13 protein-coding genes and 1 tRNA gene are annotated in these 16,621 nt (G+C 43.5%); 9 read left to right on the top strand and 5 right to left on the bottom strand.

Annotation, left to right across the window (positions count from 1 at the left end; translation table 11 throughout):
- The first annotated feature begins 98 nt into the window (after positions 1 to 98).
- The 3 genes from ACEYW6_RS20160 (at position 99) to ACEYW6_RS20150 (ending at position 4,469) form a co-directional block, all read left to right on the top strand.
- Entirely contained in the window at positions 99 to 1,067 is a 969-nt protein-coding gene (locus tag ACEYW6_RS20160; RefSeq protein ID WP_412981141.1) for a DUF1822 family protein, read from the top strand.
- Between the two features lie 182 nt (positions 1,068 to 1,249).
- On the top strand, positions 1,250 to 3,583 hold the full coding sequence (locus tag ACEYW6_RS20155; RefSeq protein WP_412981140.1) for a CHASE2 domain-containing protein: 2,334 nt from the start codon (positions 1,250 to 1,252) through the stop codon (positions 3,581 to 3,583).
- Positions 3,584 to 3,665: 82 nt separating this feature from the next.
- Positions 3,666 to 4,469 (top strand): DUF928 domain-containing protein, encoded by an 804-nt coding sequence (locus ACEYW6_RS20150; RefSeq protein WP_412981139.1) that lies wholly within the window; start codon positions 3,666 to 3,668, stop codon positions 4,467 to 4,469.
- A 229-nt stretch (positions 4,470 to 4,698) separates the two neighbouring features.
- Here ACEYW6_RS20150 and ACEYW6_RS20145 read toward each other — a convergent pair whose 3' ends face one another.
- Together ACEYW6_RS20145 and ACEYW6_RS20140 are read right to left on the bottom strand one after the other, a co-directional pair.
- A complete protein-coding gene (locus tag ACEYW6_RS20145; protein ID WP_412981138.1) occupies positions 4,699 to 5,850 on the bottom strand; it encodes an AI-2E family transporter in 1,152 nt (383 codons plus the stop codon).
- A gap of 90 nt (positions 5,851 to 5,940) precedes the next feature.
- Entirely contained in the window at positions 5,941 to 6,132 is a 192-nt protein-coding gene (locus tag ACEYW6_RS20140) for a hypothetical protein (protein ID WP_412981152.1), read from the bottom strand.
- 233 nt (positions 6,133 to 6,365) lie between these two features.
- On the opposite strand from ACEYW6_RS20140, the gene ACEYW6_RS20135 reads away from it, so the two are divergent.
- From ACEYW6_RS20135 to ACEYW6_RS20110, 6 genes are all read left to right on the top strand, one after another.
- Positions 6,366 to 7,034 (top strand): DUF1614 domain-containing protein, encoded by a 669-nt coding sequence (locus ACEYW6_RS20135; RefSeq protein WP_412981137.1) that lies wholly within the window; start codon positions 6,366 to 6,368, stop codon positions 7,032 to 7,034.
- 100 nt (positions 7,035 to 7,134) lie between these two features.
- On the top strand, positions 7,135 to 9,072 hold the full coding sequence (gene ftsH, locus ACEYW6_RS20130; protein WP_196511944.1) for an ATP-dependent zinc metalloprotease FtsH: 1,938 nt from the start codon (positions 7,135 to 7,137) through the stop codon (positions 9,070 to 9,072).
- Positions 9,073 to 9,555: 483 nt separating this feature from the next.
- Positions 9,556 to 10,794, top strand: coding sequence for a glycoside hydrolase family 10 protein (locus ACEYW6_RS20125; RefSeq protein WP_412981136.1), 1,239 nt, complete (start codon positions 9,556 to 9,558; stop codon positions 10,792 to 10,794).
- Positions 10,794 to 11,357: a hypothetical protein gene (locus ACEYW6_RS20120; RefSeq protein ID WP_196511941.1), complete on the top strand. Its 564-nt coding sequence runs from the start codon at positions 10,794 to 10,796 to the stop codon at positions 11,355 to 11,357. Before ACEYW6_RS20125 ends, ACEYW6_RS20120 begins: the two co-directional genes overlap by 1 nt.
- A gap of 558 nt (positions 11,358 to 11,915) precedes the next feature.
- Positions 11,916 to 14,165 carry a GAF domain-containing protein gene (locus ACEYW6_RS20115; protein WP_412981135.1) on the top strand — a complete coding sequence of 750 codons (2,250 nt, stop codon included), beginning with the start codon at positions 11,916 to 11,918 and terminating at the stop codon, positions 14,163 to 14,165.
- 62 nt (positions 14,166 to 14,227) lie between these two features.
- A tRNA-Lys gene (locus ACEYW6_RS20110) sits at positions 14,228 to 14,299 on the top strand.
- Positions 14,300 to 14,733: 434 nt separating this feature from the next.
- Here ACEYW6_RS20110 and ACEYW6_RS20105 read toward each other — a convergent pair.
- From ACEYW6_RS20105 to ACEYW6_RS20095, 3 genes are read right to left on the bottom strand one after another with little or no spacing between them, the layout of a single operon-like run.
- Entirely contained in the window at positions 14,734 to 14,865 is a 132-nt protein-coding gene (locus tag ACEYW6_RS20105) for a hypothetical protein (protein WP_412981134.1), read from the bottom strand.
- Between the two features lie 25 nt (positions 14,866 to 14,890).
- Positions 14,891 to 15,439: a DOMON-like domain-containing protein gene (locus ACEYW6_RS20100; protein ID WP_412981133.1), complete on the bottom strand. Its 549-nt coding sequence runs from the start codon at positions 15,437 to 15,439 to the stop codon at positions 14,891 to 14,893.
- Positions 15,436 to 16,554, bottom strand: coding sequence for a phosphotransferase enzyme family protein (locus tag ACEYW6_RS20095; RefSeq protein WP_412981132.1), 1,119 nt, complete (start codon positions 16,552 to 16,554; stop codon positions 15,436 to 15,438). Before ACEYW6_RS20095 ends, ACEYW6_RS20100 begins: the two co-directional genes overlap by 4 nt.
- Positions 16,555 to 16,621 lie beyond the last annotated feature (67 nt).

The raw sequence follows: 16,621 nt of genomic DNA, 5'->3' as shown, positions 1-16,621 counted from the left end.
ATCCCCAAGTTTCCAATAATCATTCTCTATTTTGTGGCATAAATTTAGTGAATGCAGGCGATATGTACATAGCAGCATTGATTATTAAACATTAACTTATGAATAACTCCACCTACCAGCTTGACGATTTCGCTTTAACATTGCCGATTTCCCAATCAGCTCGCATAACTGCCCAGCAATTTGCTAACCAACAGCCAAATTCTGAAAAAGCAGAGCAAGTCCGGCTGAATACGCTGGCTGTGTGGGTGGTGAATAACTATTTAGAAATGATGGATATTCCTACAGACCTCGAAGCGAGTGACAGCTGGAATCCAATCATGCGCCTCTGTGGGGATGTAGCTGACTTAGAAGTGCCTTCAATTGGTCGTCTGGAGTGTCGCCCTGTCTATCAGCATCAGCAGATATGTTCCATTCCTCCAGAAACCTGGGAAGAACGAGTGGGTTATTTAGTAGTTCAATTTGATGAATTGCTCCAAGAAGCGAGGCTGCTTGGTTTTATCCCTAGTGTTGCAACTGAAACGCTGCCTTTAGAACAACTGCAACCATTGGAAGCGTTTATCGACCACCTAGCACAATTGCGCCAATCCCCAGTTAGTTCACTAGTGAATTTAAGTCAGTGGTTTGCTGGTATATTTGAGGCAGGTTGGCAGACTATTGAATCTTTATGGAACGTGCCGGAACTCAGACCAGCTTATGCCTTTCGCAGTATTGAGACTCTGGAAGTAAATACCCTTAACCAACCAGAATCAATTACTAAACGTGCAAAACTGATTGATTTGGGTATCCAAATTCTCAACCAACCCGTGATGTTGATTGTGGAAATCAGTCCCGAAAAGGATCAACAAACTAGTGTTCATCTCCAATTGCACGCCACTGGGAATCAAATCTACTTGCCGCCAGGAGTTCATCTCACCGTTCTAGATAGTTCGGGAGCAGTATTTCTAGACGCTCAATCTAGAAAATCAGATAACTACATTCAGTTACAGTTTCGCGGTGAACCTACAGAGCAATTTAGCGTTAGAGTAGCCTTGGATAATACCAGCATTACCGAACATTTTAGGATTTAAAGCATCTAGCTATCTTCCCCCTTTGTCGGTAATTTATTAAGTGGTAATTGGTTAATTAAAATTAAAAATTAAAAATTTAAGCCGGCTTTTGGAGATTTTTAAAAAAGTCTGTAAACGCTTGTGGAGCTTGTTATGAGACATTAGAACAGGGCATGGTTTTGCACAGGGAGAGCGCGACGGTCATGGGTAAGTTAGTGGTTCTGAAATTCGGAGAGGGTAGTTTTGAGCAGGGGTTTGCTGTTACCCTCCAAATTGGTGAAGAACACGAGCGTGCTACAACAGAAGTCACGGGAAAGTTACCTTCATTCCCCGAAATGCCGCTCTATTATAGTCATTGGCAGTCTAGTTATCGGCAGATAGGCAATCGTTATCGGCTCCATGCTGACAAAATGCAGGTGACGAATGTATCGATGATTCAAGACTGCGAAAACACTTCCCATATTTTGCGGGCACGCTTTAATACCTGGCTACGAGCCGAAGAGTTTCGCCCTTTGAGGGAAAAATGGTTAGAAAGATTGTCATCCACGGAAGAAGTGCGGGTGATTTTGCAAACAGAAAATAGCCAATTGCAGCTATTACCCTGGCATCTGTGGGATTTGTTAGAACGTTACCCCAAGGCTGAAATCGCCCTTTCTTCACCATCCTACGATCGCATTCACAAGCCACGCATTTTAAATCCATTAGTCAAGATTTTAGCAATTGTGGGCAATAGTCAAGGGATTGACACCCAGGCTGATCAAGCTTTACTGCAACAGTGTAGTAATGCAGAGGTCAGCTTTCTGGTAGAACCACAACGTAAGGAATTGACTGAGCATCTTTGGGGACAAAACTGGGATATTCTCTTCTTTGCCGGACACAGTTCCAGTAATGGAAATGGAGAAAGCGGACGAATGTACCTGAATAAAACTGATAGCCTCACCATTGGAGAATTAAAGTATGCTCTCAAGAAAGCCATTGAAAACGGCTTGCAACTAGCTATATTCAACTCCTGTGATGGATTGGGATTGGCGCGAGAACTGGCTGATTTGCAAATCCCTCAGATCATCGTCATGCGTGAACCCGTCCCAGACCAGGTTGCAAAGGAGTTCTTAAAGTATTTTCTCGAAGGCTTTGCCGGTGGCGAGTCTTTATATCAAGCAGTACGCCAAGCGCGGGAACGATTGCAAGGACTTGAGGATCGATTTCCCTGTGCAACTTGGCTACCAGTGATTTGCCAAAATCCAGCGCAGATACCACCCACTTGGGATGAATTAAGGTCTATAACAACTGAAGATATACCAAATTTAGCTTTGTCTACCAAGCGCAGATTTACAATAACTTTGTTATCAAGTTTGGCGATTACAGCCTTTGTTTGTGGGGTGAGATTGCTGGGATTGCTGGAAAGTACAGAGATTCCAGCTTATGACCAGATGATGCGATCGCGCCCTGGGGAGGGACTTGATCCCCGACTGCTGGTAATCACAATTGACGATGAAGATTTGGCAATTCAAAGAGAAAATAACGAATCCTTGATCGGAGCTTCCATTTCCGAAAAATCTCTCAACAAACTCCTGGCAAAACTGAATCAATATCAACCCCGTGCGATCGGCTTGGATATCTACCGTGATTTTAAAGCCAAACAACCAGATTTAATTACTCGTCTCCAGCAAACTCAGAACTTGGTTGGTATATGCAAGGGAAGTGATAGGACAGCAAATATCAAAGGCATTAAGCCGCCACCAGAAATCCCACCAATAAATCTCGGATTCAGTGACTTTATTCACGATCGCGATGGAGTTATCCGTCGGCATCTCCTATTCATGAACCAGGAAGCGACATCGTTGTGTCCTGCTCCCTTTGCATTCAGTCTACAATTGGCCTCGCTCTATCTGCGCCCCTCAGGAATTCAACCAAAGTTCACTTCTGAAGGAAATTTGCAGCTGGGTAAAACTATTTTTCCGAATCTGAAGTCTCGCACTGGCGGCTATCAAAATATTGATGCCAATGGCGGTCAACTCTTACTCAATTACCGTTCTCCAAAACAAATAGCCGAACAGGTGAAGCTAACCCAATTTTTATCTAGTCCGATTAACCCCAGTGCTATCAAAGACAAGATTGTTTTGATTGGTGTAGTAGCAAAGGGAGATTCTCCAGACACTTGGCCTACACCCTACGGCATTCCTTTAGATGACCAAATGCCAGGAGTGTTACTACAAGCGCATATGGTCAGCCAAATCCTCAGCGCAGTCCAGGATGGGCGACCATTAATGCGGGTTTGGTCGCTGTGGGCTGAGGTGGCCTGGATTTGGGCCTGGTCTTTGGTAGGGGGAGTCCTGGCTTGGCGAAAGCTTTCATTCCCTTGGTTGGCATTGGCAGTCAGTATTACCTTTAGTGTTCTGTATTTAGTTTGCTTTGGTCTGTTAATTTCGGATACTTGGGTGCCTTTTGTACCTTCGGCTTTGTCGTTGGTTGTCACGGTTGGCTTGATGTCAATTTATAATCCAACAACAAAAGTTCGGGTGGCAAGTGGGGAATAAGATATGGGTAAAGATTTTTTTATAAAATTTTTGGGGGAACCAGCAGATAAATATACTTTACATACATTAAAGAAGGGTTTTTATGAAATCAAATTCACAACCGATAAAACTGTTTTTAGTAGTAGCTTTTAGCTGCACAAGTTTACTAGTTAGCCTAATTCCAGTACTGGCAAAACCAACTCCTCATCGCTCTAATGCTAAAGTAATCCTTGCTCAAGCCAAAACATTTAATCAACCTTCACTTCCACCTGGCCCCCCTCCTGGAGGTCGTGTTCGTGGTGGAGCGAAGCGCGGCGAGTTGGCTGGATGTCCACCTACTGAACCTGACCTAACTGCTTTAGTGCCTTTTATTGAGGAAGCTAACTCAGTGATGCATGTCTGGGGACAAACAACGGTAGAACGCCCAAGCTGGTTTTTCTATGTGCCGTATACCAAAGATTTGCCCTATGCAGTTGAATTTGTGCTGCAAGATCAGGACTCTAACGAGATTTACCAAAAAGCGATCGCTCTACCAGATAAACCAGGAGTCATCCGCGTTTCTCTACCTAGGACTGCTCCTGCCTTGGCGTTAAACAAACAATATCACTGGTTTTTCACCATCAACTGTGACCAACAAAAAAATGCTCCTCCCACTTTCGTCGAAGGGGTAATACAAAGAGTCGAACTGAATCCAACCTTAGTCAAAGAGCTACAAACTAAAGAACTTCTAAAGCGCTCTGCTATCTATGCCCAAAATGGAATATGGTACGAAGCACTGACAATACTGGCCGAACTACGTGATAAAAATCCTAAAGATGCAGCACTGAAAGCAGAGTGGCGGAATTTGTTAGGCAGCATCCGCTTAGATGATATTGCAGCAGAACCGATTTTCTTGGAGAAACCTTAGAGATGTTTTAGTACTTTTCGTAACATCAAAGCCTCGGAAACCTAACCCCCCTAGAACACCAATTCAGTAATCCTGGAAGAATCTCTCCCCCAACCCCTCTTTGCTTGCCTAACGGCAGGCTGACGCCAACGGGGAAAGGAAGGGAAGCGCGGTTTATACAGCGGTTCCCACTTAGATGCGGTACGACATTATATCGCAAGGTGTAGGGGCACGGCATGCCGTGCCCCTACTAATCTTCTTTTTGCAAGATATCATCATCAATCCGTCGCTCTCGATTAATATCGGGACTTTCTGCTGTCCACTTATCATCTATTCCAGGAGATTCAGGAATCATCACAAACTCAGTCTCTTTTGTATGTTTATTGCCCCATTCATCCAAAACATCTTTGATTAGTACTTCTTGCAACCAAATTTTAGCGACAACAGTCAGAGGTAGCGCCAGAAATAATCCTAAAAAGCCAAAGAAAGTTACGAAAAATAGTTGGGCAATTAAGGTTACAGCTGGCAGCAACGAAACTTGCTGTGCCATCACAATTGGTGTGATGAAATTACTCTCAACCTGTTGAATAACAAAGTAGAGAATTAAGACAGCGACAACTTTCCAGGGATCATCTAACAGAGCGATCGCCATTGCTGGGATTACACTAATTGTTGGCCCTAGGTTGGGAATTAAATTCAAAAATCCTGCCAAAATTGATAAAGCCAGTGCTGCCTTTATGCCCAAAATTGATAAGCCAACCAGACTCATCAGCGCCACTACAAACATGGCAATGAAAGCGCCTGTAATCCATCCTTCCAAAGAGACTTCACATTTATCTAAAATCCCATCTACCCGCCGCCGATAAAATGAGGGGAAAAGCCGCACAAAGACTTTGCGGTAAGCCACGGGGTCGGCTAAGATCATTCCTGTTAAAACCAACACTAGCAAAATCTTGAGGACGACTTCCAAAGAGCCAGATACAAAGGCGAAAGAGTTCCCTAGTACCCGATTGACAAAGGGCTGTGCTTGTTGAATGAGGCTATTGATATCTGGGATGTAGGGAACTAACTCAGGAGGAATACGAGTTCTCAGGGCATCCAGCCAACTATTAAAGCGCCCAAACCCTTTAGGAACTTGATAGGTTAGTTCTTGAAACTGCTGTGCAAAAGGTGGCACAATTAGCCAGAAAAAACCCACGACACCTGCCAAAAATATAGCTACTGCTAGGAGGACGGCAAATCCCCGCCTCATGCCAAAGCGTTGGAAGCGTTTCGCTAGCCGATTTAAGGTGGTGGCTAAGACAACTGCGGCAAACATAAGCAAAAGCACTTCCCGAATTTGCCACAGGATATATAAAGAAAGAACTATGGCGATTAAGCCGATCCATTGACCGAGGTTCACAGGCTGACTCCCAACGGTTGGCGAGATGCAATTTTCTTGTAATTCAGCTAGGTTAGCCGATTTTAGTCACTTGTGCGTAGATGGTTTGAGTTAAGTTTGTTTCTGTGCTTGGAATCGCCACAGTAGTGCGATCGCTATAATCACAATCGGCAAAAATATTATAATCAGCGCGTTGGTTGCTGTCGCCGGAATTAATAGACTTGGCGCTACGTACTTAATCAAGACCGATAATAAAGCCGAGAGTAAAAGCAGTTTCAGAACTAATCCTAGTTGATTTTCCATAACAGTACGGTAATACACATTTTTCTGTTGGGTGTGCACGAATTTAGGCTGCACTATCTACTTTCTAGAATAGAAACTAATAGTTCATACTTTCTTGCCCACATTGTTGACTTATAACTACCACAATTCCGAGCAAGATAATCACTAGTTAAGCATTTGTTGAATTAACTAATACAGTATCTTTCGATGTGTTTTTGTGTGAGATATGACACAATCATAAATTTCCTAATCTCATGATTTACCTACCAGTTTCATTACTACTATTTCTAGTATTATTACTACTACTACCATTCATTTGGTTTGCTGTGGCAGTAGATGTAGTGGAAATCGCAGTAGCCAAGCTGGGGTTTTCTCCCAACATCGCTTTTTTATTGCTTGTGCTAGTAATTTTTACCAGCACTATCAATATACCCCTATACCGTCTAGTAACTGACGTTCAACTAGCAGGTGACTTCGCAACCCTGTGGTTAAGTGAATTTTGGGGTATTCCTTTAAGGGAAGTGCAACGCTCGACTGTGGTAGCGCTGAATGTTGGCGGTGGCTTAATTCCGGTGGTGTTGGCACTGTACCAATTTACTCAGGGAAATGCTTTAGCAATTTTGCTAGTAACTGCCATTGTTACTATCGTTAGCTATTATGCAGCGCGAGTAGTGCCAGGAATCGGTATCCAAATGAATCCTTTACTGGCTCCCCTGACGGCTGCTTTATCTGCAATGTTAATCGCCGCACCCCATGCTGCTCCTGTAGCCTTTGCTGGTGGTGTACTCGGAACCTTGATTGGTGCTGATTTGCTACATCTCAAAGATATTCAAGCCATGAGTGCAGGAGTATTCAGCATCGGCGGTGCTGGTGTCTTTGATGGCATTGCTTTGTGTGGTCTATTTGCTCTGTTATTGAGTTGAAAAAGAGTCATTGGTCATTTGCAAAAAACATCGCGCAGCCCGCCGCAGACATAATAACAGACACTGCACGAATAAAGACAAATTTGGAGGGTACATCAAAATGCCTGTTGAAACTAATAACAAAAGATCCATCAAACCGTCCAAAGTTCAGCAGTTTGGTGGGAATTTCTTAATTTTACTAACCTTGTTGTTACTACTACTGAACTTTATTGTTCCGAGTTTTTTTGTATCGCGATCGCTACAAGTTCCCTATAGCACTTTCCTGGCTCAAGTAGAAGCGGGGAAGGTAGATCGAGCGATTGTAGGTGGCGATCGCATTGAATACACGATCAAAACTCAAACTCCAGATGGTAAACCCACTGAACAAGTGTTTACCACTACACCAGTAGCCATTGATCTAGATTTGCCGAAAATTCTGCGTGAGCATGATGTCGAGTTTGCTGCACCACCACCAAACCCAAATGCCTGGATTGGCACTTTACTTAGTTGGGTTGCACCACCGTTAATTTTCTTTGGGATTTGGGGCTTGTTAATGAGTCGCCAAGGTGGCCCGGCTGCGCTAACGGTAGGTAAAAGCAAAGCCCGCATTTATTCTGAAGGTAGCACTGGTGTCAAATTTAGTGATGTGGCTGGTGTAGATGAAGCCAAGGCGGAATTAGAAGAGATTATAGATTTTCTCAAAAACGCTGGTAAATACACCATACTAGGGGCAAAGATTCCGAAAGGTGTGCTGCTGGTAGGGCCTCCGGGGACTGGTAAAACATTATTGGCAAAAGCGATCGCAGGTGAAGCTGCTGTTCCTTTCTTCAGCATTTCTGGTTCAGAATTTATCGAACTGTTTGTGGGTGTGGGTGCTGCACGAGTCCGAGACTTGTTTGAACAAGCCAAAGAACAAGCTCCCTGTATTGTCTTTATCGACGAGTTAGACGCACTAGGTAAATCTCGTGGCGGTGCTGGGCCAATTATGGGTGGTAACGATGAGCGCGAACAAACTCTCAACCAGTTACTCAGCGAGATGGATGGCTTTGATGCCAATACAGGCGTGATTATCATCGCCGCTACTAACCGTCCAGAAATTCTCGACCCGGCTTTACGCCGTCCTGGTCGATTTGACCGACAAGTTGTCGTCGATCGCCCTGATAAAATTGGTCGGGAAGCAATTCTCAAAGTCCACGCCAGAAATGTCAAATTAGCCAATGATGTCGATTTGGGCAAGATTGCTGTTAGAACTCCTGGTTTTGCTGGAGCAGATTTAGCCAACCTTGTGAATGAAGCCGCCCTATTAGCTGCACGGCGAAATAGCCAATCTGTGACAATGGCAGATTTCAACGAAGCTATTGAACGCTTGGTTGCTGGCTTAGAAAAACGCTCTCGTGTGTTGAATGACACCGAGAAGAAGACTGTCGCCTATCACGAAGTTGGTCACGCGATCATCGGTGCATTGATGCCGGGTGCTGGTAAAGTTGAAAAAATCTCTGTAGTACCTCGTGGTGTTGGTGCCTTGGGTTACACAATTCAGATGCCGGAAGAAGACCGCTTTTTGATGCTGGAAGACGAAATTCGCGGACGCATTGCTATCCTTTTGGGTGGACGTTCTGCTGAAGAAATCGTTTTTGGCAAAGTTTCTACTGGTGCTGCTGATGATATCCAAAAAGCTACTGAGTTGGCAGAAAGAGCCATTACTCTTTACGGGATGAGCGATCGACTGGGGCCAGTGGCGTTTGAGAAGAGTCAACAGCAGTTTCTTGAAGGTTACAGTAACCCGCGTCGGGCTATTAGTCCGAAAGTGGCGGAAGAAATTGACCGGGAAGTTAAGCAGACGGTGGATAATGCTCACCATATTGCCTTGACTATTCTGCAACATAACCGCGAGTTACTAGAGCAGACCGCAGAGGAACTGTTGCAACGAGAAATTCTCGAAGGTGCAGATTTGCGCGATCGCCTCACCCAAGCTCAAGTACCGGGTGAAATGGAAGAATGGTTGCGGACGGGTAAGATATCGGAAGATAAGCCGTTGCTGCAAACACTGCTGGTTTAATAATTGCAGATTGAATTGAAAAGCGATCGCTCTTGAAGTAGGCGATCGCTTTTTTACGTCAAACTCAGTCAGCCATGTATTATCGCTTTAGCGTGACGCACCATCAACAATTCAGGGTGCGTGCGATCGCTTTCCAATGAGGGGCAATACTTGTCGGGTTTTGGGGAAAAGGGGAAAGAAAAAACCTTTACCCCAAACCCAATGCCGAGTTAAAAATGCAAAACCCCAGCAGTATTGCAATGAGGGGCGTTTCTAGCCTCCGGCTGGGAACGAAAGTTTGAGGGGTGCGCTTAACGTAGTGAAACCACGCACATCATGGCCTTTTATATTTCACAGAATTAAAAATAGCGATAATTGTCCAGTAAGGTACATTGATTAATTTAAATTTTGGCATTAAAATCATCATTTCTTTACATCATCCGGAAGATTACAACTTTATTTTGTAGTTATATATATTCCGATCGCACTAGGTCACGCTTACAAATGAATCGGGTTGCTCGCCGTTGTATTTCTTACTTGCTGTGTTTGGGATTAGTAGTCGTTTTAACAGTTTTTTCACCCTCTTCACTGCCAGTTTATTCCCAAAAAACAAGACCTTTAACTACAGAAATTCGCGGCGTTTGGATCACTAATGTTGCTAGTGGTGTACTATTTGTCCCTTGGGGAATTAACCGTGCTCTAAATCAATTATCATCTCTAAACTTTAATACAATTTATCCTGTAGTTTGGAATCGAGGACATACTTTTTATAAAAGTACTGTAGCCAAAATGACTACAGGCTCAGATACTCAACCTTTGCTCAACTTTATGCATGGTGGACAGGATGTTTTAGCAAAGATAGTAACACTTGCCAAAAATAAAAATTTGAGAGTCATTCCTTGGTTTGAATACGGGTTCATGACACCGCATTATTCACAATTAGCAAGGCGCTATCCTGACTGGTTGACAATTGGGCAAGAAGGTATAAGGTCTACCCAAGATGCCCCACCAGAAGAAATTGATAATGTTTTGGTAAGTAAGCTGGCCTGGTTGAACCCCTTACATCCGCAAGTGCAAGAGTTTATCCAAGAGCTAATTTTGGAAGTAGTCAGGGATTACGATGTAGACGGTATTCAGCTTGATGACCATTTTGGGATGCCTGTACAGTTTGGCTACGATCGCTTCACTATTGAACTCTACCAGCAAGAGCATCAAGGCAAAAATCCCCCTGGTGATCCTTTTAACTCAGAATGGATGCGTTGGCGAGCAGACAAAATTACTGATTTCATGGCAGAAATCTATCAAGCGGTGAAGGCGGTTAAACCCAAAGTCAAAATATCTCTGTCTCCCAACTATCAAGCTTTTGCCTATAAATACTATTTGCAAGATTGGGAAAATTGGTTAAAAAAAGGTTTGGTTGATGAGTTAATTTTGCAGGTTTATCGAAATGACAAAAACTCTTTTATCGCTCAACTGGAACAATCATCTATAAAATTGGCTCAAAGTCTAATTCCTGTAGGTATTGGTATATCAACGGGAACGGTGCGTAATCCTGTGAAAATGGCACAAATTAGAGAACAAGTTGAGGTTGTGCGCGATCGCAATTTTGCTGGTATCTCCTTTTTCTACTGGGAAAGTCTCTGGGGTTACATCGTACCAGAATCACCCCAACAGCGACGCAGAGCTTTTTTTGATATGTTTAATGCTAAAACTGTCAGACCATTAAAAATAAAGAAAGTTTGATGCCACCCGCGTCGGAAAATACTAGATTTAACTTTACATTGCTGTGGACTTTCGCTACTTTTGGCGGTTTTTTATTGAGTTTACTCTTGATTGAAGTTGGCGAGAAACCAGATATTGGGGTAGTAGAGGCGGCTATCGGCGGATTTGCGATCGCACTTCCTCAAGGTTGTCTTCTCAAAGAACCTATATTTTGTATCAGGTGGATTTTGTCAAGTCTTTTAGGTTGGAGTATCATTACCGCTATCGGTATTGGTGCCGTGGGTTGGATTGTACCTAGCACTCAAATTCTCCCTGTGAGAATCCTGTCTGGGACGATTTATGGTGCGCTTGGCGGCTTGGGGATTGGATTAGCACAATCATTGGCAATTCCCCAGCCTATGCCGTGGCGATGGATATTTGCCTCTTCGGCAAGTTGGGCTGTTGCTGTCCCTGTGGGTTCTGCTGTGGGGATGATCTTGCGCCACCTAATGCAGTTATTCTTCGGCGAAGTTATGGGATTAGCTATTACTTGGCTGCTGGTTGGTATCCTCACAGGAATGAATGCTCACAAGTTGCGATCTTAAGCTCATCCCATCCCCTTTTAGGGATGGGATAACACGCGCATACTGATGACGGTTGACAGTCATCAGTCAACTAATGCTGCTGTGGAAAAGTTGGATAGAATTTTAGAACAATTGCTGAAGCGAAACGAATAGCAAGCAACCTGTAGACAAGCCACGCAACCATCTTGGACTGAGATGAAATTGAGCATCCTTCCGACTTTCTAATGTCTCTTCCCATTCCCCACCCTTGACAAATAAATTTATTAAAAATTGTAACTTTAATTTATGTATACTGATATTTGCACTTAGATATATGCAATAATCTTTAAAAACCGTTAAAAATCAAATTTCAGTAAGTTTGCCCTAACCTGCAAATGTATTTTCGCCTTCAAAAAGCAGGATTTGTTAAGCTGACTCCTACTTAGCTTTCCTAGATTTCTGACAAGAAGTAGAGAAAGATCCAAATTTCGATGAGCAACAGCTGACAAGACTTTGCTATAGGCGCTAAAGTGCATCTACTACAAGCATAATTCAAGAGAGCGCCTAGAAGAGTCAGTAATACCAGACAGGGACTCTCGCATGAATATAAATCCAACGGAATCAACTATAGAGTTGACAAAATTATCACCACCTCAGATTCTCTTCGGCACAGAAGTAGATGAGAAAAGTAGTATTGAGCAGTTTATACTGAACATGTACGATTCTGTGCAGGCATCAATATTTGTAGTTGATGTTCTGGAGGACGGAGATTTTCGGTATGTGGCACTTAATCCCACTCATGAGCAGTGGATAGGTATTCGCTCAGATGATCTCCGAGGGAAAAAACCAGAAGATATTCTCTCGCCAATCGATGCTGCCAAGGTGCGTCAACATTACGCTGAATGTGTGCGCTTCGGCAAAACTATTTCTTACGAACAATGTTTGCAATTCCAGGGGGTGCCGACTTGGTGGAGCACTACTCTCACCCCGCTACGGGATGCTAAGTCCCGGATTTATCGACTGATTGGTACTAGTAGCAATATCACTCCTGTGAAGCAAGCAGAACAAGCAGTTGGACTCCAGCTGGAACGGGAGCAACTGCTAGAAGCGATCGCTGGACGGATTCACCAATCTGTAGAATTTGAGACAATTCTGCATCAGACTACAATTGAACTCCGGCAGTTTTTGAATTGCGATCGCATCCTAATTTATCGCTTCGAGACTGACGGCAGTGGAGTAATCATTGCCGAATCAACTGTGACTGCGAGCGATCCCCTGTTGGGAAAAAATATTACCGATCCCTGCTTGGATGGCAAACATCCTGAACACTACGGGCGAGGTTGCATTCAAGTTATTGAGGATATTTATGCAGCTGGGTTGCATCCTTGCCATATAGATTTTCTGGCATCTTTGCAGGTGAGAGCCAATCTAGTCGTGCCGATTTTCAAAGAGCAAGATATGTGGGGGCTATTGATTGCCCAGCATTGCCACCAATCGCGTCAATGGCAGCAAACAGAAACTGACTTACTCAAACAATTGGCAACTCAAATCGGCATTGCCGCTGGACAGGCAGAACTTCGTCAGCAAATCAAGGATCTCAAAGCAAAGTTAGAGTTGCACAAACAGAAGCATAAAAATCAGTTGCAGCAGGTGCGAAACTTTGAAGCCTTGGTGCGACGCATGACAGAACAAATCCGCGACAGTCTGGATGAAAATCAGGTGTTGCAGACTCTCACCCAGGAATTAGCAGAGTTACTCAACCTTGATCGTTGCCAAATCGAACTCTATAGCACCTGCCAAACCCTGGTAACTATTACCTACGAGTACAGCATTAACTTACCCCAGTTTCAGGGATTGACTAGACAAATTGCAGACCGTCTTGAAGTTTATCAGCCGCTATTGCAAAAACAAGCTTTGCAATTTTTGGAAATTGTGCCGGGATGGCAACCAAAGTTGTTGGTTATGTCCCAGATGGCTTGTCCAATTTTTGATACTCAAGGGATTTTGGGAAATATTTGGCTGACAAGACCAACACAAGAGGCATTTGATGAATTTGAAATTGAGTTAGTACAGCAGGTTGCAAATGAATGTGCGATCGCTATTCGTCAAGCCCAGCTTTATAAACAAACCCAGGCACAGGTTAAAGAACTAGAAAAATGCGATCGCCTCAAAAACCAATTTCTTAGAAACCTGTCTCAAGAACTGCGAACACCAATAACTAGCATCAGCCTTGCAGTCCAAACCCTCGAAAGTGTCCTCACACCAGAAGAAATATTAGATATAGAAATAGTTCCACAACTCTTGCAGATTCTGCATAACGAGTGTGGGCGAGAAAGCAAGTTAATTAACGACCTACTCACACTCACATATCTAGAAGCCGAACCCGATCCCCCAACTTTGATTGCCATTGACTTACAAAGTTGGCTTAACCCGATTGTCGAGTCTTTTCGAGACCTCACCAGCTGCCAGCGACAGCAGTTAAACCTGAGTATTGATCATGCACTCCCGCTTTTAGAGACAGATATCACCGATCTGGAACGGATTATCACCGAACTACTCAACCATGTCTGCAAATATACCCCGGCAGGTGAGACCGTCACAGTTTCTGCTCACCTAACAACCGACGCAGTAGAGCTTAATATTAGTAATTCTGGACTAGAGCTTACCAGCAATGAACTGTCACGGATTTTTGAGCCTTTTTATCACCTTTCCAAGCATGATCCTTGGAAACATAGCGGCACTGGACTGGAATTGGCATTAGTGCAGAAAATGGTCAGACATTTAGGCGGCTCAATTTATGTAGCGAGTGAAGCTGGTCAAACCATTTTCACCATCAAATTTCCGCTTTAATTTGTTTTTTGGGCGCGGCACTGGCTAAATTGTCAGAAGTCTGCTATGATAGTTATTCGTGTGGGTGACTAGCTCAACGGTAGAGCAGTAGACTCTTAATCTATTGGTTGCGGGTTCAAATCCCTCGTCACCCACCTCCAGCTATCCGAATTTTGTCTCACTTTTGTCTCAGAGGATAACTTTAATTTAAGCCAAGAGACAGAATAGAAGTGGATAGTTACAAGAAGAGAGAACTATTATTTTTACTTATTAATATAATTTTTGTTTATAGGTTAGCTATGAAAGCTGTATCTAATAATTCCTAAGAACTTATTAGACAAGGGATTTGAGTTCTTTTTGCTTTGTAGATGGCTTAGTAATCGCTCTAATTGTCCGAACCCTAAACACAAACAAGTAAATTATCTGTTTTTCACGCTTCTGGTAACTAGCGTAGGTGTAGCCCGCCGCAGGCATCGCTGGTTTTTTAGATTCTAATTATGCACTTTTTGTCCTGATTATCAAAGCGTAAGTTCTAGATTTAACAGCACATTGATTAACTACAAGTGTCGGTTATCTAGACCATGCCAAACTAATCAGGATTAAAAGTCCATTCCAACTTTGCCGCCACAAGTAATGGAGTACCGTTAGGAATATATTGAAGAGCAGTACTCAAAGTAGCAAAGTAGCCCAATTTAGCAGGCTCTAAAAGTATTTGATACATCAACAGCAACTTTTAAAACATCTTCTCACAACTCAATGATAAAACTGCTTCGTAAATGAAAGTCAGCCTCCCCGCCTCGATGAGTTAATGCCCAGTAACTCATCGAGGCATTTCTGTGTTTAAGAACTGTAGTAATGGCAACTTCAATAGCTTGTTCTGCCGAGATAATTTTATCCAAATCTACATCCAAGACAAGTGCTAAACCGTCTCCTTGATTGTGAACATTAAACGGTAGCTTTTCAAAGGCTCTTTCCTCTTGCATACCTTGACGGTAGCCATCAAAGCGATAGACATTCCAGTGCCCACCTGGGGAGAGGTTGAATTCCCAATATCGTTGAGAATTTCTGATGCCAAGGAAGAACTCAAAGCAGGTATCTTTCCACAATTCATGCTTGCGTGATGGTGTATTTGATGGTGGAGTGAGCTTTGGTAACGCAATTTCTTTGATGTCACCTCCAAGCATATAGCAGATGGCAAGTTGATTAGCATTTCTAGCGATATTACCTGCAATTTTCAAATTAGGCAGAGGCTTGGTAGAAGGAAAGGGTTGCAGGGAAAATGTCTGGTTATTCATTTCATGTCTTTGATAATGTTACGAATCTGCATTTCTTGGGATTCAATACTTTCGGTAAGCTTAAACTGGACAATCGCTCTTGCCAAGTTATGTTCTGGGTGCTTAACTTTGAAGTAGATATTCCCTGCTAAATAATCAGCAAAGAATCTCAATCCTAATTCAAAAGAAATTAGACGAATTGCATCGTATATATATGCATAGTCATTCTCTGTAAGAAATGCCTTTGCCACGGAGAGATAACCTTTTAGGATTCCCTGACACAGATCAGTATCGAAATAAATACTTTCCCTATTCTCGGTTTCTTCTCCAGCTGGATTGCAACCCGATCGCAGGCAATCACCAATGTCGTAATGTACCAGACCGGGTTTAACGGTGTCCAGGTCTATGACGCTGACGGCTTGCTGGGTAACAGTGTCAAACATGACATTATTGATTTTTGGATCGCCGTGCATCAGACGCAGGGGTAGCTTACCTTCAGATTTGGCATTTTCTAGGATATATGCAAAACTTTGGCGATCGCTAACAAACTGTAAGCAATAATTGACTTCCGAAGATTGACGCACACTAGTTTTCGCCAACACTTCCTCGTAATGCTGGAGATAAAGCGGTGTAATATGGAACCCTTGAAGCGTGTCGGCGAGTTCTTCTGGTGGTAAATCGCTAATTAGATTGTGGAACATCCCCAAGGCATAACCGATTTCTGGCGCGTGTGAGCGATCGCGCATAGTATCAAAAGACTGTGAGCCTTCAATAAAGCTTATCGCTCGCCAGAAGGAGCCGTCTGCATCCCTCCAGTGGTCTTGGGCATCCTTGGTTAATAGTACGCGTGGCACTTCCCAGCGACGATTCAGAGAGATGTGCTGTAACCGTTTGCGAACATGCTCAGTGAAGGTACGCATATTCTGCATAATCAGTTGTGGCTGCCGAAATACCTGCGTATTGATGCGTTGCAGGATAAAGTGTTGTTCTTTTGAAAAATCTAGAGTCACTAAAAAGGTGTCATTGATATTACCACTTCCAAAAGCTTTAACACCTGTAACCTTCCCCACCCCAGCGAATTGATCAGCGATCGCAACCAGATTCTCTGCGCCCTGTGTATTGAATTCTTCTGTCATGTGTTTGACCTGCGCTACTCCTCACCTAAATTGCACGAAGGCAATAGGGGATATCGTAGCGCAAGTG

The sequence above is a fragment of the Nostoc sp. UIC 10607 genome (genome assembly GCF_047228265.1).
Classification (GTDB): Bacteria; Cyanobacteriota; Cyanobacteriia; order Cyanobacteriales; family Nostocaceae; genus Nostoc; species Nostoc foliaceum_A.
The sequence above is the reverse complement of the archived record's forward strand: the minus strand, read 5'-3'. Positions and strand labels throughout refer to the sequence as shown.